The sequence below is a fragment of the Enterococcus pallens ATCC BAA-351 genome, from assembly GCF_000407485.1.
Taxonomy (GTDB): domain Bacteria; phylum Bacillota; class Bacilli; order Lactobacillales; family Enterococcaceae; genus Enterococcus_A; species Enterococcus_A pallens.
Map to the genome: position 1 here is coordinate 240,476 of NZ_ASWD01000003.1, position 22,616 is coordinate 263,091.

The window sequence follows — 22,616 nt, forward strand, 5'->3', positions numbered from 1 at the left end:
TTTCCTCCAAAATATGCATATTCACATTTTCTATCCTATTGTAGCCTAATGAAGTAGCTAGAGCAACCAATTGCTAGACAATTAAACAGTTAGAAAATCCAGCTCCTAATGGAAAATTACTCTCTCAACACAATGATTTTTAAGATGAATCTTCCCCCTTTTGGAACGAGAAGTAAATTTTTTTGTCGATACGCAAAGAAAAGTTTCTTTTTTGTGTAACTTTATTTGTCAGAAAAAAAAGAAATAGTAGCCACCTCTTCAAATCTTGTTATATACAAAGGATTCCCTTTAGTTTCTTCTAATTTTTTGAAGAAAAAGAAAATTACCCTCTTGATTTTTGTGCAACAATTATTTATTCTATAAATGAAAGCGTATTACGAAAATGGAACGGAACAATGAATATACCAAAAATATTGTTAAAAAAACGAATCCATATACTAAAAATGAAAAGGGGTTAGGAACATGGCAGGAATTGAACTTCAAAAAAGAACAATCTTTAGTACTCGAAAACGGGAGAATCTTGAACTAAAATTTGAGCAAGCCTATCAAGCTTCAAAAAAAGAAGCCACACATCATTCAGAAAATGTAGCACAGCTAATTCAAGCAGCGGTAGCGGTTATGGTTCGCAATGCTTTTTACGTGGGTGATTTTTCTTATTTGTCTAAGAACTTGATTCGCAAGCTGTTTTTGGATGGAGAAGTTCCAGCTTCTGTGCGTCATCTCTGCATTTACTTTGATGATTATTTTACACGAGAAGAGTGGAGCACCGTTATCAGCCATTTATATAAAGACGAAAAAGAATACAGCCAACTTACCGAGGAAGCTCGTTCACATATTGCTCCTTTGCGTCCTGCACTTACTTCTGGTGTGCAAACGGGAGAAAGAAAACTAAACTTGAAGGCATCATTTTTAGATGGAAACAATAAACTGCACAACTGGAGTCTAGGCAATGTTGTTACTTGCTTAACCACTAAGGAGCGCATTGATCTGTTAAATATCTTTGGCGAGTTAACTATTTTCCAAAAGGACGGTCTGCGCCAGTTTACGGAAGTTGTTTGGATGTATTTTGCCATCGATGAACGCTTTCGTGATTTTGACACCCGCGACGAGAAGGACCCTTTCCACAAACCAAAAGAAGCAGTTCAAAACCAACCAGAAAAAGCTTCGACTAATAAACAATCAGCTGAAAAGTCTGTGCCAAATGATCGTGATGAAGAAAAGACAATAGATGATCAACCAACTACGTCCGTCCAGCCGCCTATCAATCAGTCGAAGCAAACGTCCCAGTCGAAGAAGAAGACCGGCAAGACACCAACTGATCACATGCCCAGCTGGAAAAACTTAACTGCCTCCGGTAAAAAGAAAAAAAATGAGAAGAACTTGAAGATAGAAAAGGCCCTGCGAAAGGGTTCCGGCAAGAAAAAGAATCGCAAGCGGAATAGGCGGAAGTAGCTGAACTCTGTAAGAGGTCTTTCGCGAGTTCCGTTATTGACTATCCTAGTAAATAATACTTAAGCTTTTTTGAGTTGCTTAACAAAAGATTTTGAGATGACTTAGTAATTATATTAAGCCAAAAAATCCCCTTTGACACACATTCTGGATGAAAATGCACATCAAAAGGGATATAGCTGACGCTGTCTATTAATCAAAGAAAACTTATGCATCAAGGTTTCTTTGGAATGCTCATAACTTTAAATAAGTGCTCAAGGCTTTTAAACAATTTAGTTTACAAGTCCACCAATACCTATTTATCAATTTGTTGAAGAGCTTTTTCAGGAACCTGATCTCTAGTGACCTCTTCATAGTTTTCGATATGGGCACCCTTATTGGTTAATTTCAAATAACGATCTACTTTCAATTCGCTCAAGCCATTGAAAGCGACTGGTCGTGTCTTGCCGTTTTCATCTGAGGCAGTCTGTTGATAAGCTGCTGTCCCATACTCGTTAACACTTTGGGGTTTCTCCGTTTTAACATACAGCGTTCCTTCCTGCACCAATGGATTCAGCTGATCCATGATTCCAGCAATTTCACTGGAGGAATTTCTGGTAAAAAAGGTACTGCCGAATAAAACGATCCCTCCTGCCAAAACTAGTAAAACAATTTTTCTAATGATACTCAATGAACATCTTCCTTTCTTTTCTAGAATTAAGCATACCGAAAGGAAGAGCAGAGCAGGTCAGTCCCAAGTTGTATTTCCAGCTAACAGTTTTGTCACTTGGGAAAGATTAACCTCCTCCAAATTTAAAAAGTCACAATACATTTACCGTGAATCAGAAATAAAAAAGTACTGTAAAAATACCCAGCCAGATTGGCTGGGCTTGATTATTAATACTCTTTTTTGCGTTCCAAGATACCCTTTAATCTCCAATGCCATGGACAAGAACTTGTCCAGTTGAAGAACGGTAAAGCTTTTCCGTTATTAGCATAATAAATATCTTGTAGGACTTTCATTTCATCACCATGAGTTAACGCTCGTACTTCTTTACCATCAAAATAGAAAACTGCATCTTTTCCATCAACTTGGTATAAACATTTCATTTCAATCTCTCCTTCTGTTGAATAGCTTCCATTATCAAAATTTGCTGAATCTATAGCTTCTAATTTTCCTGGGTTTTGACTATTTATAGTGTTATAGGTTGACACAAGCAAAGTGCGATAAGACTGATATCCTATGCTTGCAAAATCTGCCTTCGCACCATGAACTTTGAATAAACCTCGACAATAATCCTCAATTGAAGTAGTTCCTTCGACATTATATAAGCCATTTCGTTTAGATAATACAAATGTATAGGCACTAAAGAAATCATTTAACGTGGCAAATCGAACATAATACCCACCTTCAAGTCTTGCACTCCCTCTTGTCATGTTGATTCCTAAATCAGCTGGCGCTTTAAAAGGTTCAGAGATACCAGACCAGTTTTTATCATTTCTTCCTACATTCGAGTTCCCCCAATGACTTTCAATAAATAGCTGGGCAATCAAAAAACTTGGTTTCAAATTATATTGTTGAGAATAATTAATGACTTTTTGAATATTGTCCTGTGAAATACTGTGTCCTGAATTTACAATAGGACCCAGAGTATAAAATCCATCGCCGCCACTAGTTCCATTATTAAGTCTCCAATAATAATGGGGTTGACTTCCCATATATCCGTTGGCTGGGGTTGTACTAATAGTTCCCGCTCCATAATTACAATGTATTATAGTGTTATTATCCAAAAAAATCCCCGTATGTGAGTATGCTCCATTAGGGTCTGTTGGATTTGCTAGGAAGATGTCTCCTCGTCTACACTCTCCACGACTAATTTGTCTAGCAATTTTTGGCATAGTATTAAGCTGTAGTGTTGATGTATTGCCATAATTACCTCCTGAATTATCAATAAATCCTCCAGCACGTAAGGCAGTAATTACTGCAGCCGAACAATCATATTGCGGAGGATTACCACCTCCCCATGGTCGAACCATAGCATAAGTCACTCTTCCCTCATTCAACTTAAACCAGTTGACTAAAGCATCTATACTTCCCAATAAAATCACCCCTTTTCTAAATTTCCCATGCGTCCATGGGGAACATATGTCCGTGTATTAAGTATATTCCAGATTGTTGATCTAAAAAGACCAAACTTAGACTTAATTGTACAAAATGGAATTTTTATTACTAAAATTCCTATACTTGTGGTGCGGCTACTGAGTTTATTTAGCAGAAATGAGCGTCATATGGACACTTACTAAAAATCAAGGGGAATAAGATAGTATCTCTCAAACAGATCAATTTAAACTTGTTCATAAAAATTTATATTCATATTTGAATGTATAATAGTGTTTTAGTCAAAGGAACGTCTATTAAATTTTTCCCAATTTACTACAAAAAAATGATGGTTACGTGTAAAAACATTTGATAAATCGCATGATAATTTTGCATGTTGAGCAATTATTGGAGTAAGCTAAATGAAAATATAGTCTATAGTAATCTTGTTCCCATCTCCTCTTATATTTGCTGCATCTTTAAAATGTGATACAAAAGATTCTACTGACCCATGAACGAATATAGAAAAAAGGAAAAATTACTTATAAAAACTGTATTGAAATAGTGAATATAATTAGCTAGCTGCTAAAGCAGTTATCCATGAACTTCCAAAAGAAAAAATGGAATCAACGAAAAAAACCTTAAATAAATTTTTAAGTAATACATAAATACAAACTTCTAGTGATTTTCATAGTATGAATAACAAAAAAAGATCAACAAACACTGTTACACCAATGTTTGTTGATCTTTTCTAATTATGCGGAAGATGGGATTTGAACCCACACGAGCCTTGCGCTCACAAGACCCTCAATCTTGCATGTCTGCCATTCCATCACTTCCGCGAAACCTTGATTCATCATAGCGATAATCGTAAAAAATGTCAATATCTAAACGGTCGTTGTGTCGTAGACATAGGTGATACTGCCATTTAAGCCAGCAATCCCACGAAAATATTTTTTGTCCTCTTGCTTAATCCATGCCTCACGAAACATGAAAAAGTCTTCTTTAGTCACTTCAATTTTTTCGATGTCGCCATTACGTAATTGTTCAATTTTTTCTTCAAATGGATTATTCAACGTCTTCACCTCAAAAGAATAGGAAGATACAAGGTATCCTCCTTATTCATGGAAATATTTGCTGTTTTCTAAAATTCGGGTATCGTCTGTCATAATTCCCTGTAGCGAGCGGTCTAAACGAGACGAGTGTCTTTGCTTTGCGTCTTTTGTTTGAATAGACGGCTGCTGCGGCGCCTTTTCACCTGTGTCAAACAACAAGTAGGACTGCTTTGAATTACGGATACTGGTATAGAGTTCCTGTAATGGGATCGCATCCTCTGGTTCATCAGGAATCAGCGATTTGGGTACGTGTTTGGGTTTGAAGGGCGTGGCATTTCGTGTCTCCTCGCGAAAACTGACCTTCTTGTTGCTATCGGTAACAGGTTTAGAGTCTGCAAATAATGAACGAGGTGCGCGCTTTTGTTCGCGAGCCCGCGTTTCATACGTTGGCAGATTAATCCGATGTCGTTCTAGTTCCTCCCGCGGCTTTTCATCCACTTGTACTCTGCGGGTACGTGAATTGTGGCGATTCGCCCGTTCCAATACCTCTTTTGCATCCAATTTATAGTCCGTGATAAAATCATCATGTCCATCAAACAATACCCGTTGGTTGCCCTGATTTAATTTTACACCTGTTTCATCGTCATAAGCAGGAAAACGTGCGCGTCTTCCACCAAATGGTCGATTTTCCATAAAAACCATCCTCGTTTTCTGATTTCTTATTAGTTTAGCACAAACGGCGAAAAAAAGCTTAGCAATTGACAAAAGACTTTACCGAATTTTTTAATCTATCAAAGATTTAGTTGTAAAATATTCCTGCTGCGGCACCAGTTCAATACCTTCGATTAACTCCTCTAAAATAGCATAATCACCACGATACTGACGAGGACTAGCCAATTCTTCAATGCGAATCTTATGGGGTTGATCAGACACATTCAGCAAATAAATCGTATATTCTTCTGCATCATATCTAATAATACCGAAGACATCATTCTCCAGCGAATACACCGGAAAAAATTCGCCATATTTCATGGAACCATGCTTTTTACGACGATAGGTCCAGGTCTGGCAGGAAGTATAGATGCTTTGATTAATCTTATTCCAAGGAAAGAACTTACGATTCTCTGGATCCTTGCCACCAGTTAACCCAGCTTCATCACCATAGTAAACACATGGAATTCCCGGCATCATAAACAATAGTCCCCAAGCATGAGCCAATTTATCAACAGAGCCTTCCAGCATCGTTAATATCCGCTCCGTGTCGTGGGTGCCAATATTATTCAGCTGATTGTAATAGAAATCTTCTGGATAATTTTCCTGATAACGAATCATTTCTTGGCAAATTTTTTCAAAGGAACGGGTCTGATTCAGAATATCCATGATTTGCTGGCGCAGCGGATAATTCATGACACTCTGCAAATGGTCACCAAACACATACTTCCGCCTTTGATCATAAGCAATTTTATTGGAGGCATCCTCCCAGACTTCACCGATGAGGATTTTATCCTGATAACCTAGTAAATGCTTACGGATACCGCCAATAAATTCGTCCGTCAGTTCGTCTGCCACATCTAGGCGCCAGCCATCGATGCCCAGAGTGGTCCACTTAGCTAAGACACTTTCCACATCGCCATAAATAAATTCCTGGAAGCTTTTATCATCCTTATTCACCTCGGGAAGATCAGCGACTCCCCACCAGGCTTCGTAATCACTGGGATATTTTTTAAATTTAAACCAAGGATAATAAGGACTTTCCGGATTGCGGGCAGCGCCCACATCCTCTCCATACAGCCCTGCCTGATTAAAGTAACGGCTGTTGCGACCGACATGAGAAAAGACACCATCTAAAATCACTGAAATCCCCGCCTCATGCAACGCCGTCAGCATTTCTACAAAATCCTCTTCACTTCCTAAAACCGGATCAATCGCAAAATAATCATTAGTATCATAGCGATGGTTGCTGCAGGCTTCAAAAATCGGATTCAAATAAAGGGCAGTAATCCCTAAGTCCTGAAGATAAGGAATTTTTTGAGTAATCCCCTTTAAGTTTCCACCAAAGAAATCCCAACGAACTACTTCTTGTTCCTTATTGCGAATGTACATTGGTTCGTCTTCTTCCGTGGCATAAATAAAGGAATTTTTCTTGGGCGAAGAAATTTCACCATGAGGATTCCCATTCGCAAAACGATCCGGAAAAATTTGATAAAAGACGGCTTCACGATACCAGCTAGGAGCAATCTCCGCCTTCTCAAAGCACGTCAGCTGGTAAGAGCCCACCTCAGATTCCTGATGAGCAATCTTACCCTCGCCTCCTTGTCCATCAAAGCCATAAAAAAGGGTTCGCTTACTGCCGTCTGGACAAAAATGAACAATTTTAAAATAGTAGAAATACAATCCGCTACCCTGGTCAACCTTGTATTGATAATGGTAGCGGTCTTCTTCTACCTGGTTCATAGGGAAACTGATTTTGCCAACAGTGCTTCCCTCTTTACGAACCACAAAAAAGACAGTGGTTTCCAACTCGGAAGGAACCGAGATCCAAAAATCCACTCGCTTTCCTTCCTTTACTGCACCAAAGGGAAACTTATAGCGTTCCAGCCATGAATTATAGTAGATATGCGCCATGTTGATTCGCTCCTCTTTCGCTGTTATGAGCAAAAACGGGTTCAATTTGCCAAATATCTTCCGCATAACGCTTCACTGTTTCATCCGAAGAGAAACGCCCAGCATTAGCAATATTCAGCAAACTAATTTGCTTCCAGCGGCGACGATCTTGATAAGCTTCATTAATCGATTCTTGGGCATCACAATACGCAGCGAAATCACGTAGAACAAAGAATTCATCATTGTATTTAATCAAAGAGTCGAGAATTTCTTGACCTTCCACGGCAATATTCGGAATGGTTCCATCCACGAACGCATTTAAAACCTTATGGATTACCGGGTCATTGTGATAAAGCTCCGCCGAATTGTAATTGTGCTCTTGATAATAGCGATAAACTTCCGTTTCAGTCAGTCCAAAAATAGCAATGTTTTCATCTCCAACAGCATCGCGAATTTCAATATTGGCTCCGTCTAAGGTTGCCACTGTTACGGCTCCGTTCAGCATCAGCTTCATATTGGAAGTACCAGATGCTTCCTTTGAAGCTAGGGAGATTTGTTCACTCACATCGGCAGCCGGAATAATTCGTTCAGCTAAGGTCACATTGTAATTCTCCAAAAAGACTATTTTCAGCTTGTCGTTAATCGATTTGTCATTGTTAATTAAATTAGCTGCTTCATTGATCGCCTTAATAACTGATTTGGCATAGTGATAGCTTGGTGCCGCTTTAGCTCCAAAGATAAAGACTCTTGGATGGATCGGCAAATTAGGATTTTCCTTCAAATCAAAATACAGCTTTACAATGTGCAGCAGGTTCAGCAATTGACGTTTGTAGGCATGCAGACGCTTGATTTGAACATCAAAAATCGCTTCTGGAGAAACCTCAATGCCTTTTACTCGTTTAATGTATTCAGCCAATTTCACTTTATTTTCATGCTTGGCATCAGCTAAAGCATCCAACACCTGATCGTCTTCCACATAATTCAGCAACAAACGAATATCTTTAGGATCGCTGTTCCAAGAATTCCCAATTGTATCATTTAATACCTTCGTCATGCTGCGGTTTGCTAATTGTGACCAGCGTCTTTGAGCAATCCCGTTAGTTTTATTATTGAAGCGTGTCGGATACAGCACGTAAAAATCATGCAGGACGACACTTTTCAGCAAATCAGAATGCAACTTAGCTACCCCATTAGTTGAATGAGAACCGATAATAGCTAAATGAGCCATGTGAATTTGGCCATGCTGAATAATGCGAGTACGTTCAACCAAGTCTGCTGGCTGTACACCAGTCATTTCATTAACAAATCGACGATCAATTTCCTCAATGATTTGGTAAATTCGCGGACAAACCTCTTTCATCATCGGAATCGACCATTTTTCCAAGGCTTCGGCCATAATTGTATGGTTAGTATAGCTCATTACCTTAACCGTTAAATTCCAAGCCTTCTCCCACGGCAAGCCTTCTTCATCCACTAACAAGCGCATAAATTCTGCGACACACATAGCTGGATGTGTATCGTTAATGTGAATCGCAATGTACTGATTAATTTGATCATATGAAAAACCTAATTGCTTATAATAGCGTAAAATGCTTTGAACTCCAGCCGAAACGAAGAAATATTCCTGTGACAAGCGCAATTTTCTGCCGGCCTCATTGGAATCATCCGGATACAGAACCGAGGTTAAGTCCTCAATCATGCGGCGATCTTCAATACTACGGTAACGATCTTCTTCTTCAGCAGGAATTTCAACACTCCATAAACGCATTGTGTTAACAATATTGTTTTGATAGCCCACCATACCCGTATCATAAGGAACAGCACGCACAGTATAGCCATTTTCATAGACGGGCTTCAATAGCCCATTGGCATCCTCTTGTAAATAAACATTGCCGCCAAAATGCACATCAACAGCCTTGCTTTCTTTTCGAATTTCCCAAATATTGCCTTTTTGCAGCCATTCATCTGGTAATTCTACTTGATAGCCATCAACAAAACGCTGCTTAAACAAACCATATTCATAACGAATTCCATTGCCGTTGCCGGGTAATCCGCAAGAAGCAATCGAGTCCATGAAGCAAGAGGCCAAACGACCTAACCCGCCATTTCCTAACGCCATATCGGGTTCCACCTCTGCCAGCTCATCCAAGGAAATTCCCATTTCCTGCAACGCTTCCTCAATCATTTCCAGCCAGCCCATATTTAATAAATTGCTTTTCAGCATTTTCCCTGGTAAAAATTCAATTGAAAAATAGTAGGCCTGTTTTTGCTGCTGATCTCGGTAATCCTGCCAGGTTTGTCGCCAATCCTGTGAGTAATGAGCGGTCATAATCGACCCTAAAGTTTGGTACAATTCGGTAGCTGAAGCATCCTTTACTTCCATCGCAAACTTTTCAGCCAACCTCTTTTTAAACTGCTGTTTGAATTCCTTTTTATCCACTTACTTTTCTCCTTTATGACTAAGAAACATTCGAAAAATCACCTGCTGTATCAGTCCACTCCCCTGTTCTGATACGCCGATTGTTCACCTAATTTAAAAAATCAGAATCCACGACTCATCCAGCCGGGGATTCTGACCGCTTAACTAATTTGCTGATATAGCTCAAGGTAGCGCTGACTGGATACATCCCAGCTGAAATCCTTTGCCATTGCGCTGCGCATCAATTTTTGCCAAATCTTCGGCTCTTGTTGATAAAGCTCAATCGCCTGCTTTAAGGCATGCATTAAGAAATAGGACTGGTAATCAACAAAACCAAAGCCTGTTCCCTCCTGTGTCAATGGATTATATGGCTCAACTGTATCCTTTAGCCCCCCGATTTCGTGAACTACTGGTAAAGTTCCATAGCGCATTGAAATCATCTGCGAAAGTCCGCAAGGTTCAAAGGCAGACGGCATTAAGAACATATCGACACCGGCATAGACCTTCTGAGCTAATTGTACATCAAAAGCAATTTGGATACTGGTTTTTTCTGGGAATTTTTCGCCAAAATAGCGGAACCCATTCTCAAAATCAGGATCACCAGTCCCAATCAGTACCAATTGCACATCAAATTGCATCAGATTTTCCATTTCCTGCAGCAGCAAATGGAAGCCTTTTTGATAAGTCAGGCGGCTGACAATCCCAATCATCGGAACATCTTTACGGATTGGCAAGCCTAGCAATTCTTGAAGCTTCGTTTTATTCTCTAATTTCTTATCTAGCTTTTGACTGTCATAGTGAGTGAAAATCGCCGGATCAGTCATGGGATCAAACATCTCGTAATCAATCCCATTGACAATGCCGCTTAATTTACCACTTTCCATACGTAAAATCACATCTAAGCCCGAACCAAATTCAGGTGTTTTGATTTCCTCGGCATAGGAAGGACTTACCGTTGTCACACGATCAGCATACAAAATACCCGCCTTCATGAAATTAACACAGTCATTATAGCGAATCGTTCCATCTTCATATCGCTCCGCGCCCATACCAAACAAATCTGCCATAATAGAAGCATCGTACTGTCCTTGAAATTCAATATTATGAATCGTAAGCACTGAACGAATCTGCTGATAGGCTTGAATCCAACGATATTTTTCCTTTAGCAGGAAAGGAATCATTGCGGTATGGTAATCGTTGACGTGAACCACATCTGGAATAAAATCAATCTTTTCCATCATTTCAATCACTGCCATTTGGAAGAAGGCAAATCGTTCGCCATCGTCATAATCGCCATATAAATTAGGGCGATTAAAATAGTACATATTGTCGATGAAGTAGTACTCGATTCCTTGATGTTTCAAATATTTAACGCCGCAATACTGCTTGCGCCAGCCGACCTCAACTTCAAAATTAAACAAATCCTCTGTCTTAGTCTTGTATTGCTCGCCCATTTTGGAAAAATAGGGCAGTACGACACGAATATCTGCCCCTTTTTCCTTTAATGCTTTCGGCAAAGCACCTGCTACATCGCCCAATCCCCCAGTTTTGAAAAAGGGGGCACATTCTGCTGCAGCAAATAATATCTTCATTACACCGTTCCTCCATAAATGTCGCTTGTAACATGGGTATTCTTTTTAATCACAAGCGGCTGTTCAGGAGTTCCGATGATTTTCACACCAGGATCAACTTCTACATGCTTATCTAATATTGCATAAGAAATTTGTGCCCCTTTGTTGATAACGGCACTTGCCATAATGATAGAGTCACTAACTCCAGCACCTTCTTCTACGATTGAACTGCGAGAGAACAGCGAATTTCTGACTTTCCCTTTCACAATACAGCCTGTCGCAAACTGACTATTGTGCACATCGGAGGTCGGTGCATAATACGTTGCCACTTCATTTTTCAGCTTCGTATAGATTTTTTGGTTTGAATACAGCAATGATGTAAATTTCTTAGAATCCAGCATCGCCATATTCGCATCATAATAAGCCTTCACATTAAAAATATTGCTCAAAAAGCCAGTATACTCATAAGCTGTCGTTTTATGCTTTTCCATCGATAGGGTCAAGAAGTCCTGGATCGCAACCGGCGTTCCTTTCTTTTGACCATCCTCCAAGGCGTTAATCAGCCATTCGGTGCTGACAATGAAGATATTCATACACAGATTTTTGATTTCCGATTCTGTCTGATCATCAAAATACGCATGATGGCCTTCCACAACACCGTGCTCATCAATATCTAAAATAATATCTTGATACGCGATTGATTGATCGGCATTTTTTTATAAACTACAGTTATTTCGCTGTCATGCTGCTGATGAATCTTTAAAACTGCTCGAAGATCAATGTTGCAAAGCATTTTGTTACCGATAAAAACAGCATATTTACTTTTCGATTTTTTCAAATAATCGATTGCAGCTTCATAATAAGGCAGACCCTCTGCACGTTTTTGTAAAAAGTCTTGATAGAAGTGGATAAAGTAACGGCTGTCCACACTATCCAAATGCCACTCACGTCCTCCACCAATATGGTCAAACACTGAACGTGTTAGGCCTTGATTAAATATCATATACACAGATTTTACGTTCGCGTTGACTACATTTGATAAAGTAAAGTCAATCAAGCGGTACTTGCAATCAAAAGGCAATGTTGCCAGCGGACGCTTCTCCGTTAAAGGCATTAACTCTCGACATTCATGCGCATTTCCTAGAATGGCACACATTTTATTAGCTCTCATCAATCGACACTCCAATCACTTCTGAATAACCTACAACAGCGATCTCCTCTTCGCCATTTACAACAGCATTATCGCCTATGATCGCATGTTCACCTACAATGGCTCTGTTAATTTTTGCGTTTCTGCCAATCGTTGCACCCGGCATAATTACGCTGTCTTTTACCGTAGCATCTTCTTTAATCTGAACATCACTGGATAAAATACTGTGATCTACCTCGCCAGCAACGTAACAGCCGTCAACTACCAATGAATCCTTAACATTCGCAGTATCGGTAAAGAAGTGCGGTGGAGAAATGGTATTTTTAGCCGAAATCCGCCACGCTTTGTCCCGGATGTTTAAGCTATGCTCTGGATCAATAAATTCCATGCTGGTTTCCCATAACGAATCAATCGTTCCAACATCCTTCCAGTACCCTTCAAAACGATAGGCAAAGACATTATCGCCAGCTTCCAAATAAGCCGGAATTACATGTTTACCAAAGTCCAGCATATGGTCATCCTTTTGATAACTGTTTAACAGCATGCTGCGTAAACGGCTCCAGTTGAATATATAGATTCCCATGGAGGCTAAATCACTCTTAGGCTCTTCTGGCTTTTCCTCAAATTCGATAATGCGGTCATTTTCATCGGTATTCATAATTCCAAAGCGTGATGCTTCTTCGATAGGCACACCAATAACTGCCACTGTGAGTGCGGCATTGTTTTCTTTATGACTTTCCAGCATCGCTTCATAATCCATCTTGTATATGTGGTCCCCTGACAGGATTAATACATATTGAGGATCCATCTGATCAATATAATCCATATTTTGGTATATGGCATGGGCGGTTCCTTCAAACCACTTGCTGCCATCGTTGCTGGAATAAGGTTGTAATATGGTAACGCCGGCATTTAAGCTGTCAAAGCCCCAGCTAGAACCGTTTCCGATGTGACTGTTTAAGGCAAGCGGCTGATATTGAGTGACAACTCCTACATTGTTGATGCCAGAATTGATGCAATTACTCAAGGTAAAATCAATGATTCGATATCTTCCGCCGAAAGGTACTGCTGGTTTGGCAATATTTTGTGTTAGCTTACCTAAACGTGACCCTTTTCCTCCAGCTAAGATCATAGCTAAAATTTCTGTTTTCATTTTTGGATGATGAAGGTAGTCCTTCATCAACCTCCTCTCAAATTATTATTTGTTTTTCCGCTTTAAAACAATTGACTCAGGCTTGAAAATGACTGCGCCAAAAGCAGGAATCGTGGTTTTGATTAACTGCTCATAATTTTTGAATGCGATCGGTTCACTTTCACAATCTTCATTGTGTTTCGTCCATGTACCGCCGAATTCTTCCATTTCGGTATTCCATATTTCCTTGTAAGTTCCTGGATAAGGAACACCAATATGGAAATCTCTACGTTCCACAGGGGTCATATTCAATACAACAATCAAAAAATCCTTTTTGCGTTTGCCTTGACGTAAATAAGAAAGTACCGATTCTGATGTATTATCGGCATCAATGATTTCAATCGTGTCGTAGGTGTTTTCCAGCTCCCACAAGGCTGGCTGATTTTTGTAAAAGTCATTGAGCGCAGCGGTGAATTGCTGCATGTGGCTGTTTAGCGAATCCTTTAGATCTACCCACTCTAGCCCTTCGTCAAATTTCCATTCAAGAAACTGTCCCCATTCGCTTCCCATAAACAATAATTTTTTCCCAGGATGAGTCATAAAATAGGTGTATAAATTACGAAGCTGTGCAAATTGTTTGTAGCGATCACCCCACATTTTATGCATTAAGCTCTTCTTGCCATGAACCACTTCATCATGCGACAACGGTAAAATGTAATTCTCCTGCATCATATACATGAAAGAAAAAGTAACCAGGTTAAAATGATCTTTCCGGAAAATCGGATCCATCTCATAAAAACGCAGTACGTCGTTCATCCAGCCCATATTCCACTTGTAATCGAAGCCTAAAGCCCCTGTTTCAGTCAGTCCTGTTATCTGAGTTTCAGAGGAGCTTTCTTCTGCAATCATTAAAACATTTGGGTGTGCCAGCTTAATTACCGAGTTCAGCTTCTGTAAGAAATTGCAGCCTTCAAAGTTCCGATTGCCCCCTTCGTGATTCGGTGTCCAAGGACCATCATCATAATCGCGATACAGCATACTGGAAACGGCATCGACTCTTATACCATCGATGTGGTAAAACTCTATCCAGAATAAAGCACTTGAAATTAAGAAGCTTTGAACCTGCGGCTTACCTAGATCGAAATTGATCGAGCCCCAACGAACATTCTTGGCACGATCGGGATCGCTGTATTCAAATTGTGCCGTCCCATCATAGTAAGGCAGCGTATCATCATTAATACAAAAATGTCCCGGAACCCAATCGACTAAAACACCAATATTATTTAAGTGACAAGCTTCGACAAAATTCTGAAATTCCTCGGGTGTGCCGTAATATGAGCTTAGTGCATAATAGCCGATCAGCTGATACCCCCATGAGCGTCCTAGAGGATGTTCCATTAAAGGTAAAAACTCTACATGGGTATAGCCCATTTCTGACAGATACGGAACCAGCTCTTTAGCTAAATCGCCAAAGCTGTAGGGTGTTCCATCCTCATGATGCTTCCAAGAACTGGCGTGCACTTCATAGATGTTCATAGGTCTTTTTAACGCATTGGTCCGTTTGCTTCGTCCACGCCATAATCCGTCGCGCCATTTTTTAGCAGGAATTGTATACAGCACAGCTGCATCTCCCGGCCGTTTTTCAAAACGAATAGCAAAGGGATCAATTTTCATGATTTCTCGCCCATTGGCCTGTCGAACGTTAAACTTGTAAAGATCTCCTTCTCTAGGTTGATCCGTGATAATTTCCCAAATACCTGATTCTGAATCCAACTCCATCGGCAATGTGTTCTGCCAATCGTTGAAATCCCCCACTAAAAAAACAGCTTTTGCATTGGGTGCCCAAACGCGAAAACAGTACGTACCGTCAGAAATTCTGTGTGCGCCTAACAAATGCTGAGCATAATAATTTTCACCGGACAAAAAGTTATTTTTTGCTTGACTAATTTCTGCTGATAGTTCGTTGATCTTTTCTTTCATACTCATCACCTTAACTATTTTTTGTCAAAAAGAATAAAATTTTACCTTTAAAAAAATGAACGGTTCCTCATTTAACATTCGCTCCTTCTATTTTATAATAACATACTTTCTTGAGTAATACATTCAGAACCCTTGATATAACGGAATAAAATAAGTATTAATCCCTTTCTAATTTCATTATAATATACCTAGAATTGAAACACCAGATCATATCGGTTATTTTATGACAAAAGTTTCATTTTTTATAAAATCATTTGTTTAATCGGATAAATAACATAAGTAATAATTACATACGTTATTTATTTGTGATAATTTTTTTCAAATAAACGGTTCTGTTTGCCTTTTGATTCTAGAACCGATACTCTAGGGAAGAGAGGGGGTAAAAATAATGTTTGATCCATTACTGCTGCTGATGACGTTTGGAATTAACTTCGCCTATGTCGCTTTGAATACGATTCGCTTTATGTTGACTATGAAAGGCTATCGGATCCTTGCACCCTTGCTGAGTATGATCGAAATTACCATCTATATCTTAGGACTTTCCATGGTATTGGATCGCCTGGATAATCCGATTAATCTATTTGCTTATGCCTTAGGATATGCCATCGGAATCAGTGTTGGAATTAAAATTGAAGACAAACTAGCTTTAGGCTATATGATGGTGACAGTCATTTTGCCGACAAATACTGAAAAAGAGAAGAGCTTGCCTCGTATTTTGCGGGAAAATGGTTACGGTGTTACCCAGTCCTATGCTGAAGGCCTAGAAGGCGAACGAATGGTACTGGAAATCTTATCCCCAAGAAAGACCGAACAAACCCTCTATCGCTTAATTAAAGAGATTGAAAGCCGCGCGTTCATCATCTCCTACGAACCTAAGTACATTTCTGGCGGCTTCTGGACGAAAAAACTGCGTAAACGGCAAAATACACCTTAATAGTCCAAACAAAAAACCGATGAGGTCGTGCCCTCACCGGTTTTACTTATTGCTTTATTTCCATAAAAAAGTCGTCAAATCGTTACGAAGCTGCCTACTGCGGGTAATTGCTGAGTGACCCCCATTTCTACCTTTAATCAACACTTCTTGATAATTTTTAGTATGCTTTTGTAATAAAAAGCGTAAAGAAAACGCACTATGGGTCGAAACCGATCCGTCACTTTCCGAGCCATCCTGCAAATCACCCGCAACATTTAAAATATCTAAGTTATTTGGTAATTGATTCATGGCGCGATCAAAGTAGTCATAAATCGGCGTTCGGCCAACCGGTCCGCCCTCCGTTAGTTCATAGGCAAAAATCTCCTCCGTATCCTCAGCAATCTCCAAATCATTAAAGGGAGCTGCAATCGTTACTAGCTTTGCTACTCTCGGCACTTTGCTGCCAGCATATTCCAGTAAATATCTTAAAGCGGAGACGCCGCCCATAGAATGTGCGACTAAATTTACGGTTGTTACATGCTGCTGATACAAATACGCCATGACTTTTTCAATCCACTGACTTTGCTGAATTTCATCGGTCACATCCTCACTAAACAATACCATAATCGTCGGATTGGCATGTGTATGCGTTAGCTTACCTTCTACCGACAGCTTGCCATCAGGCTTAACGACGATTGTCATCTCACGTTTAGCGATATTTTCTGACTCCAGCTGCTTTAACAAAGGACCAAAGGAAAGAGAGCTTCCTTGATAGCCGTGAATAAACACAGTTGGAGTATTAGAATAGCGTACACCTTTTTGCTTAGTCAATGATCCCGAACTAAAATAGCGAATTTGAGCATAATAGACCAGCCCAATGACTGATAAAAATGCAATAAGCAAAGCAAAGAGTTTAGCTAGTTTTTTCATTTGTTACGCCTTCTTTTGAATAATGTAGGTATAAGAGCTTTCTGAACCCAGCAAATCCAGCAACAAGTGATGAAAGGCAAAATATCGTTCCGTTTCACCGAACTGTTCCCATAAATTTGCAACCTCTTTTAACTGGTCCATCCCATTAACAACTGGTACTTCCAGCTGCCAGTTTGGTTCAGCGACAGCAACCTTGGTCATGAGCAGACTTTCTAAAAAGATTGACTTTCTTTTCGGTTGTTTTCCATTTAACAGCGCAGACAAAAACAGCTCCACCTGATTGAAAAAGAACCCTGAGTGAACATCTCCCAACAGCTTTTCCAAAGGTACAAATGAAGCAGGCCGCTTCCTCTGCTGATAATGGAAATAATTAGGCAATGTCAAGGCAGTAATCCCTCCAGCGTTCAACGTAACCAAGGCGAACGAATCATTTTCTAGAATTGTTCGACTAGCTAAATCAAAAGTCACCGCCACTGGTCCAGTTAGCTCATTGGGATAAAACTGCTCCGCAAAGCTGACTAGCTGATTTGGCCCAATCAGCTCTTTTAACTGATGGTACAACACATTATCGGGAAACGCTTGGCAAATCGGCAGCAGCAAACGATACCGTCGATCCTTGCGCTCTACTACTCCAGTCTGAATCAACAGGTCCAAACGCTTATCCAGCTGCTGATCTTCTGAAAAAGCGGTTCGGACTTCTCTTAAAATCACCGGCTGCTCCAGCTGATGAAAATACCTGATCAACCTGTTTGTCACTGGATCAGAAAGACTCTTTTTCAATTGTTGATTGGTTGTCAAAATATCCATAATAACTCCATTTCAAAGTATAGTCCCAATTAAAAAAATATACAAAAAAAGAGGATTCATCCATCCTCTTTTTTACTCTTACCCTTCAAAAGCGGCTGTTAATTGAGGAACAACCTGTTTCTTACGTGATACAACTCCTGGCAAGAACGCACGATCATCCACTAATTGAACATTGAAGGCTTCAATCACTTTCTCGCGAGGTTCGCCAGCTACTAATAGTTCAGAGTCTGAATTCAAGATGTTGGTCACTAATAATAAGAACAAGTCATAGCCCTTCTCAGCATTTTCAGCAACCATTGCTGCTTTCAATGCTTCTTGACGTGCAAATACTTCATCTAAATCTACTGTGTTAACTTGAGCAACACGAACTGTTTTGTCAGCCATTGGGAAGCTTTTCGCATCTAAATCCAACAACTCCGCTTCAGATTTATCGGCTAAGTTCGTTCCTGCCTTCAACATAGCTAAGCCATAGCTGTCCAAATCAACATCAGCTGCTTCAGCAAGCTCTCTAGCTGCTGCTACGTCTTCTTCGGTACAAGTAGGCGATTTGAATAATAAGGTGTCAGAAACAATCGCTGACAGCATGATGCCGGCAATTTCTTTAGGAACTGCTACATTTTTTTCTTTGTATAATTTCAATACGATGGTTGAAGTACAACCAACTGGTTCAGCGCGATAGTACAATGGATCCGCTGTTTGGAAATTTGCAATCCGGTGATGATCCACTACAGCTAAAATATTAGCCGCTTCAATGTCTGAAATTGACTGTTGGAATTCATTGTGATCCACTAGCATCACATCTGCTGCTTCTGTTTCAACACTTTCTACTACACGAGGGGCGGTTAAGCCAAAATGATCCAACGCGTATTGTGTTTCTTCATTAGGTTCGCCCAAAGCTACTGCTTCAGCATCTACACCTAATTCTTTTTGCAGGTTGGCAAAGGCAATCGCTGCTCCAATCGCATCTGTATCAGGATTCTGGTGACCAAAAACTAAAACTTTTGTCATAATCAATTCGCTCCTTTAAATAAGTTCTTCTTAATGATATCAAAAAAAACGAAAAGAGCAACCAACAGTCGCTCTTTTCTCGAAAGTTTATCGTTTCAGATACCCTTTATAATCTTCAGTATGGAGAAGCTTTTTGGCATTAGCCACCCGATCATCCGTCGGCGGCTCAATCCCATCTAATGGATATTTCAAGCCCATTTCTTCCCATTTGTATTTCCCCATCGTGTGGTAAGGCAGTATTTCTACTTTGTCCACGTTTTTCAAGGTTTTAATAAATGTATCTAATCGAATTAAAAATTCGTCGTAGTCGCTTCTAAATGGTACTAATACGTGGCGAATCCAAACAGGTTTATTAATGTCGGATAAATACTTCGCCATTTCCAAGATATTGGCATTGCCGTGTCCAGTCAATTCCTTGTGCTTTTGATCATCAATTTGCTTAATGTCAAATAAAATCAGGTCAGTATATTGCATCAATTCTTCAAATTTAGAGAAAAATGGTTCTTCAAAAGTAAATGGTTTGCCGCAAGAATCTAGCGTTGTGTGGATTCCTTGAGCTTTGGCTTTTTTAAATAAATCAATCAGAAAATCAATTTGCAGCAATGGTTCGCCGCCACTGACGGTAATCCCGCCTTTTTTGCCCCAATAACTCTTATAATGCAAGGCTTCTTCTAACAAATCATCAGCGGTACGTTTCTTCGCCTTAGGATCATTAATCTGCCAAGTATCGGGATTATGACAAAACTGACAGCGCATGCGGCAGCCTTGCATAAAGACGATAAATCGAACGCCAGGTCCATCAACGGAGCCAAAGCTTTCAATTGAGTGGACATTTCCTATAATGGGTTGTTCAGTCGTTGTCGACATAAACATTTCCTCCTTATAAACATGGGTAAAGGCGAATAGACCTCCGTCCATCCGCCCTTACTTGCGTTACTTTGTATTTACGTTCTTACATTTTTTCGTGGAATGTACGGCTGATAACATCCAATTGTTGCTCACGAGTTAAGTCGATAAATTTAACTGCGTAACCAGAAACCCGGATAGTGAAGTTTGCATACTCTTCTTTTTCTGGGTGTTCCATAGCATCAACTAATTTTTCTTTACCAAATACGTTCACGTTTAAGTGATGTGCACCTTGGTCAAAGTAGCCGTTTAATACGTTTGTTAAGTTTTCAATTTGTTCTTCTTCATCATGACCTAAAGCATCTGGGTTGATACTTTGTGTATTTGAAATACCATCTAATGCGTATTCGTAAGGTAATTTAGTCAATGAGTTTAATGAAGCTAACAAACCGTTTTGTTCTGCACCATAAGATGGGTTAGCACCTGGTGATAATGGCGCACCAGCAGGACGTCCGTCTGGCAAGCTACCAGTTGCTTTTCCGTAAACCACGTTAGAAGTGATTGTCAGGATAGAAGTTGTTGGTTCAGAATCACGGTATGTTTTGTAATGTTCTAATTTTTCCAAGAAAGTTTTCAATAACCAAACAGCGATATCATCGGCACGGTTATCGTCATTTCCGTATTTAGGAAATTCGCCTTCAGTCTTGTAATCAATTACTAAGCCGTCTTCATCACGAACAGGGTAAACTTTAGCGTATTTGATTGCTGATAATGAATCCACTACGTGAGAGAATCCAGCGATACCAGTTGCAAAAGTACGTTTCAAGTTTGTATCCATTAAAGCAAGTTCAGCTGCTTCGTAGTAATATTTGTCATGCATGAAGTGGATGCAGTTCAATGTATTTACGTACATACCAGCTAACCATTCAAGCATGTCATCATATTTTTCCATTACTTCATCGAAGTTTAATGCATCGTCAGAAGTGATTGGACGGTATTTAGGTCCCACTTGGGTTTTAGATTTTTCATCTACCCCACCGTTGATTGCATAAGTTAATGCTTTTGCAAGGTTGGCACGAGCACCAAAGAATTGCATTTCTTTCCCTGTTTCAGTTGCCGATACACAGCAGCAAATTGCATAATCGTCTAACCATACTGGACGCATAACATCGTCGTTTTCGTATTGGATAGAAGAAGTTTCAATTGAAATCTTCGCTGCATATTCTTTAAAGCCTTCTGGCAAACGAGAAGAGTACAATACAGTCAAGTTTGGTTCTGGAGAAGGACCCATGTTTTGCAAGGTGCGCAAGAAACGGAAGTCATTCTTAGTAACCAAAGTACGTCCGTCCATACCCATACCAGCGATTGAAAGAGTTGCCCAAACAGGGTCTCCTGAGAACAATTCATTGTATGAAGGAATACGAGCGAATTTAACCATACGTAATTTCATAACTAAATGGTCGATCAATTCTTGTGCTTCAACTTCAGTCAAAGTACCGTTATTGATGTCGCGTTGGATGTAGATATCTAAGAAAGTTGATACTCGTCCGATAGACATTGCCGCACCATTTTGTTCTTTGATAGCAGCTAGGTAACCGAAGTATAACCATTGAACAGCTTCTTTAGCATTTTCAGCTGGACGAGAAATATCGTAGCCGTATGCTGCTGCCATTTCTTTCATGCGTTTTAACGCTTTGTATTGATCGCTAACTTCTTCACGTAAACGAATATCTTCGTCAGTGAATTGGCCATTTCCAACATTTGCATGGTCTTTTAATTTTTCTTGCATCAAGTAGTCGATTCCGTATAATGCTACACGACGGTAGTCACCAACGATACGTCCACGACCATAAGTATCTGGAAGTCCAGTAATAATTTTATTACGACGGGCTGCCCGAATTTCTGGAGTGTAAACATCGAAAACACCTTGGTTATGTGTTTTGTGATATTCGTTAAAGATTTCAGTGAATTTAGGATTTGGAGTATATCCATAGCTTTCCAAAGCTTCTTCTGCCATACGAATACCACCATAAGGCATGAAAGCGCGTTTTAATGGTTTGTCAGTTTGGATACCAACAACTTTTTCTTCATCTTTCAAGTCTTCATCAATATAACCTGCACCGTATGCATTTACTGAGGAAACAACGTCAGTTTCCATGTCCAATACGCCGCCGTTTTCACGTTCTTGTTTTTGCAGTTCTTGCAATTTGCCCCACAATTTGTTGGTTGCATCTGTTGCTTCTGCCAAGAAATCAGCATTTCCTTCGTACGGTGTGTAGTTGGCTTGGATAAAATCACGTGTGTTTACTTCTGTCTTCCAAGTTGTACCTTTAAAGCCATTCCATGCTTCTTTTTCTGTTACATTCAACTTTTCAAGCTCTTTTGTTGCAGTTCCCATTTAAGAGAGACCTCCTTAGAAATTATGACCATTTGTTTTTGATTGCTACAGCTTTACAGACACAGTATAACACATTTTAAAGCTATTGCAATAGTTTCATGTAAAAACTTTAACAAGTTCGCTTTTCTTCCGCTGTTATCGGTAACAACCCTTATATAGCAACGATTTGACGCCTATAATCTTTATTAATAATTCTTATAAAAAAGGCTATATCAGTCTTTATGTGAGCAAAAAAACGGCGTCTGTACTAATACAGAATACCGTTTTCATCCGAATT

At 39.7% G+C, this 22,616-nt stretch carries 16 protein-coding genes, 1 tRNA gene and 1 pseudogene; 2 read left to right on the forward strand and 16 right to left on the reverse strand.

Going from position 1 to position 22,616, the window contains the following annotated elements:
* Positions 1-462: 462 nt before the first annotated feature.
* On the forward strand, positions 463-1,452 hold the full coding sequence (locus I588_RS13705; protein ID WP_010759345.1) for a hypothetical protein: 990 nt from the start codon (positions 463-465) through the stop codon (positions 1,450-1,452).
* Positions 1,453-1,744: 292 nt separating this feature from the next.
* Here the strand turns inward: I588_RS13705 and I588_RS13710 are convergent, their stop codons facing one another.
* From I588_RS13710 to glgB, 11 genes and pseudogenes are all read right to left on the reverse strand, one after another.
* Positions 1,745-2,119 (reverse strand): YxeA family protein, encoded by a 375-nt coding sequence (locus tag I588_RS13710; protein WP_010759346.1) that lies wholly within the window; start codon positions 2,117-2,119, stop codon positions 1,745-1,747.
* Positions 2,120-2,325: 206 nt separating this feature from the next.
* Complete coding sequence (locus I588_RS27900) at positions 2,326-3,528, reverse strand: peptidoglycan amidohydrolase family protein (protein WP_051130117.1); 1,203 nt, start codon at positions 3,526-3,528, stop codon at positions 2,326-2,328.
* Between the two features lie 756 nt (positions 3,529-4,284).
* Positions 4,285-4,368: transfer RNA gene (locus tag I588_RS13720), tRNA-Leu, on the reverse strand.
* Positions 4,369-4,413: 45 nt separating this feature from the next.
* Positions 4,414-4,602, reverse strand: a complete 189-nt coding sequence (locus I588_RS13725; protein ID WP_010759348.1) for a hypothetical protein — start codon at positions 4,600-4,602, stop codon at positions 4,414-4,416.
* Between the two features lie 42 nt (positions 4,603-4,644).
* Positions 4,645-5,274, reverse strand: coding sequence for a hypothetical protein (locus I588_RS13730; protein WP_010759349.1), 630 nt, complete (start codon positions 5,272-5,274; stop codon positions 4,645-4,647).
* Between the two features lie 90 nt (positions 5,275-5,364).
* Positions 5,365-7,206, reverse strand: coding sequence for a glycoside hydrolase family 13 protein (locus I588_RS13735; RefSeq protein ID WP_010759350.1), 1,842 nt, complete (start codon positions 7,204-7,206; stop codon positions 5,365-5,367).
* Positions 7,187-9,625, reverse strand: a complete 2,439-nt coding sequence (locus I588_RS13740) for a glycogen/starch/alpha-glucan phosphorylase (RefSeq protein ID WP_010759351.1) — start codon at positions 9,623-9,625, stop codon at positions 7,187-7,189. Before I588_RS13740 ends, I588_RS13735 begins: the two co-directional genes overlap by 20 nt.
* A gap of 140 nt (positions 9,626-9,765) precedes the next feature.
* The gene (gene glgA, locus I588_RS13745) at positions 9,766-11,196 is read right to left on the reverse strand and encodes a glycogen synthase GlgA (RefSeq protein WP_010759352.1); all 1,431 of its coding nucleotides are present in this window, start codon (positions 11,194-11,196) and stop codon (positions 9,766-9,768) included.
* Positions 11,196-12,346: pseudogene (gene glgD, locus I588_RS26905) on the reverse strand (glucose-1-phosphate adenylyltransferase subunit GlgD). The gene glgA and the pseudogene glgD overlap by 1 nt, the downstream one beginning before the upstream one ends.
* Positions 12,336-13,478, reverse strand: coding sequence for a glucose-1-phosphate adenylyltransferase (locus I588_RS13760; protein ID WP_034694565.1), 1,143 nt, complete (start codon positions 13,476-13,478; stop codon positions 12,336-12,338). The pseudogene glgD and the gene I588_RS13760 overlap by 11 nt, the downstream one beginning before the upstream one ends.
* Before the next feature lie 45 nt (positions 13,479-13,523).
* The gene (glgB, locus tag I588_RS13765; protein WP_010759356.1) at positions 13,524-15,437 is read right to left on the reverse strand and encodes a 1,4-alpha-glucan branching protein GlgB; all 1,914 of its coding nucleotides are present in this window, start codon (positions 15,435-15,437) and stop codon (positions 13,524-13,526) included.
* A gap of 388 nt (positions 15,438-15,825) precedes the next feature.
* Here glgB and I588_RS13770 point away from each other — a divergent pair, with 388 nt between their 5' ends.
* Positions 15,826-16,371, forward strand: coding sequence for a DUF2179 domain-containing protein (locus I588_RS13770; RefSeq protein WP_010759357.1), 546 nt, complete (start codon positions 15,826-15,828; stop codon positions 16,369-16,371).
* Between the two features lie 54 nt (positions 16,372-16,425).
* On the opposite strand, the gene I588_RS13775 is transcribed toward I588_RS13770, so the two are convergent.
* The 5 genes from I588_RS13775 to pflB form a co-directional block, all read right to left on the reverse strand.
* Positions 16,426-17,280 (reverse strand): alpha/beta hydrolase, encoded by an 855-nt coding sequence (locus tag I588_RS13775; protein ID WP_010759358.1) that lies wholly within the window; start codon positions 17,278-17,280, stop codon positions 16,426-16,428.
* 3 nt (positions 17,281-17,283) lie between these two features.
* Entirely contained in the window at positions 17,284-18,087 is an 804-nt protein-coding gene (locus I588_RS13780) for a DUF1803 domain-containing protein (protein WP_010759359.1), read from the reverse strand.
* Positions 18,088-18,165: 78 nt separating this feature from the next.
* A complete protein-coding gene (locus I588_RS13785; RefSeq protein WP_010759360.1) occupies positions 18,166-19,095 on the reverse strand; it encodes a manganese-dependent inorganic pyrophosphatase in 930 nt (309 codons plus the stop codon).
* Positions 19,096-19,182: 87 nt separating this feature from the next.
* The gene (gene pflA / locus I588_RS13790) at positions 19,183-19,962 is read right to left on the reverse strand and encodes a pyruvate formate-lyase-activating protein (protein WP_010759361.1); all 780 of its coding nucleotides are present in this window, start codon (positions 19,960-19,962) and stop codon (positions 19,183-19,185) included.
* A gap of 85 nt (positions 19,963-20,047) precedes the next feature.
* Positions 20,048-22,339 (reverse strand): formate C-acetyltransferase, encoded by a 2,292-nt coding sequence (gene pflB / locus I588_RS13795; RefSeq protein WP_010759362.1) that lies wholly within the window; start codon positions 22,337-22,339, stop codon positions 20,048-20,050.
* Between the last annotated feature and the right edge of the window lie 277 nt (positions 22,340-22,616).

Excerpts from the sequence above, each read along its gene's own strand:
- I588_RS13785 (WP_010759360.1), bottom strand. The coding sequence starts at position 19,095 with ATGACAAAAGTTTTAGTTTTTGGTCACCAGAATCCTGATACAGATGCG.
- glgA (WP_010759352.1), bottom strand. The coding sequence starts at position 11,196 with ATGAAGATATTATTTGCTGCAGCAGAATGTGCCCCCTTTTTCAAAACT.
- I588_RS13705 (WP_010759345.1), top strand. The coding sequence starts at position 463 with ATGGCAGGAATTGAACTTCAAAAAAGAACAATCTTTAGTACTCGAAAA.
- pflB (WP_010759362.1), bottom strand. The coding sequence starts at position 22,339 with ATGGGAACTGCAACAAAAGAGCTTGAAAAGTTGAATGTAACAGAAAAA.
- I588_RS13760 (WP_034694565.1), bottom strand. The coding sequence starts at position 13,478 with ATGAAAACAGAAATTTTAGCTATGATCTTAGCTGGAGGAAAAGGGTCA.
- I588_RS13735 (WP_010759350.1), bottom strand. The coding sequence starts at position 7,206 with ATGGCGCATATCTACTATAATTCATGGCTGGAACGCTATAAGTTTCCC.
- I588_RS13730 (WP_010759349.1), bottom strand. The coding sequence starts at position 5,274 with ATGGAAAATCGACCATTTGGTGGAAGACGCGCACGTTTTCCTGCTTAT.
- I588_RS13780 (WP_010759359.1), bottom strand. The coding sequence starts at position 18,087 with ATGGATATTTTGACAACCAATCAACAATTGAAAAAGAGTCTTTCTGAT.
- glgB (WP_010759356.1), bottom strand. The coding sequence starts at position 15,437 with ATGAAAGAAAAGATCAACGAACTATCAGCAGAAATTAGTCAAGCAAAA.
- pflA (WP_010759361.1), bottom strand. The coding sequence starts at position 19,962 with ATGTCGACAACGACTGAACAACCCATTATAGGAAATGTCCACTCAATT.
- I588_RS13770 (WP_010759357.1), top strand. The coding sequence starts at position 15,826 with ATGTTTGATCCATTACTGCTGCTGATGACGTTTGGAATTAACTTCGCC.
- I588_RS13775 (WP_010759358.1), bottom strand. The coding sequence starts at position 17,280 with ATGAAAAAACTAGCTAAACTCTTTGCTTTGCTTATTGCATTTTTATCA.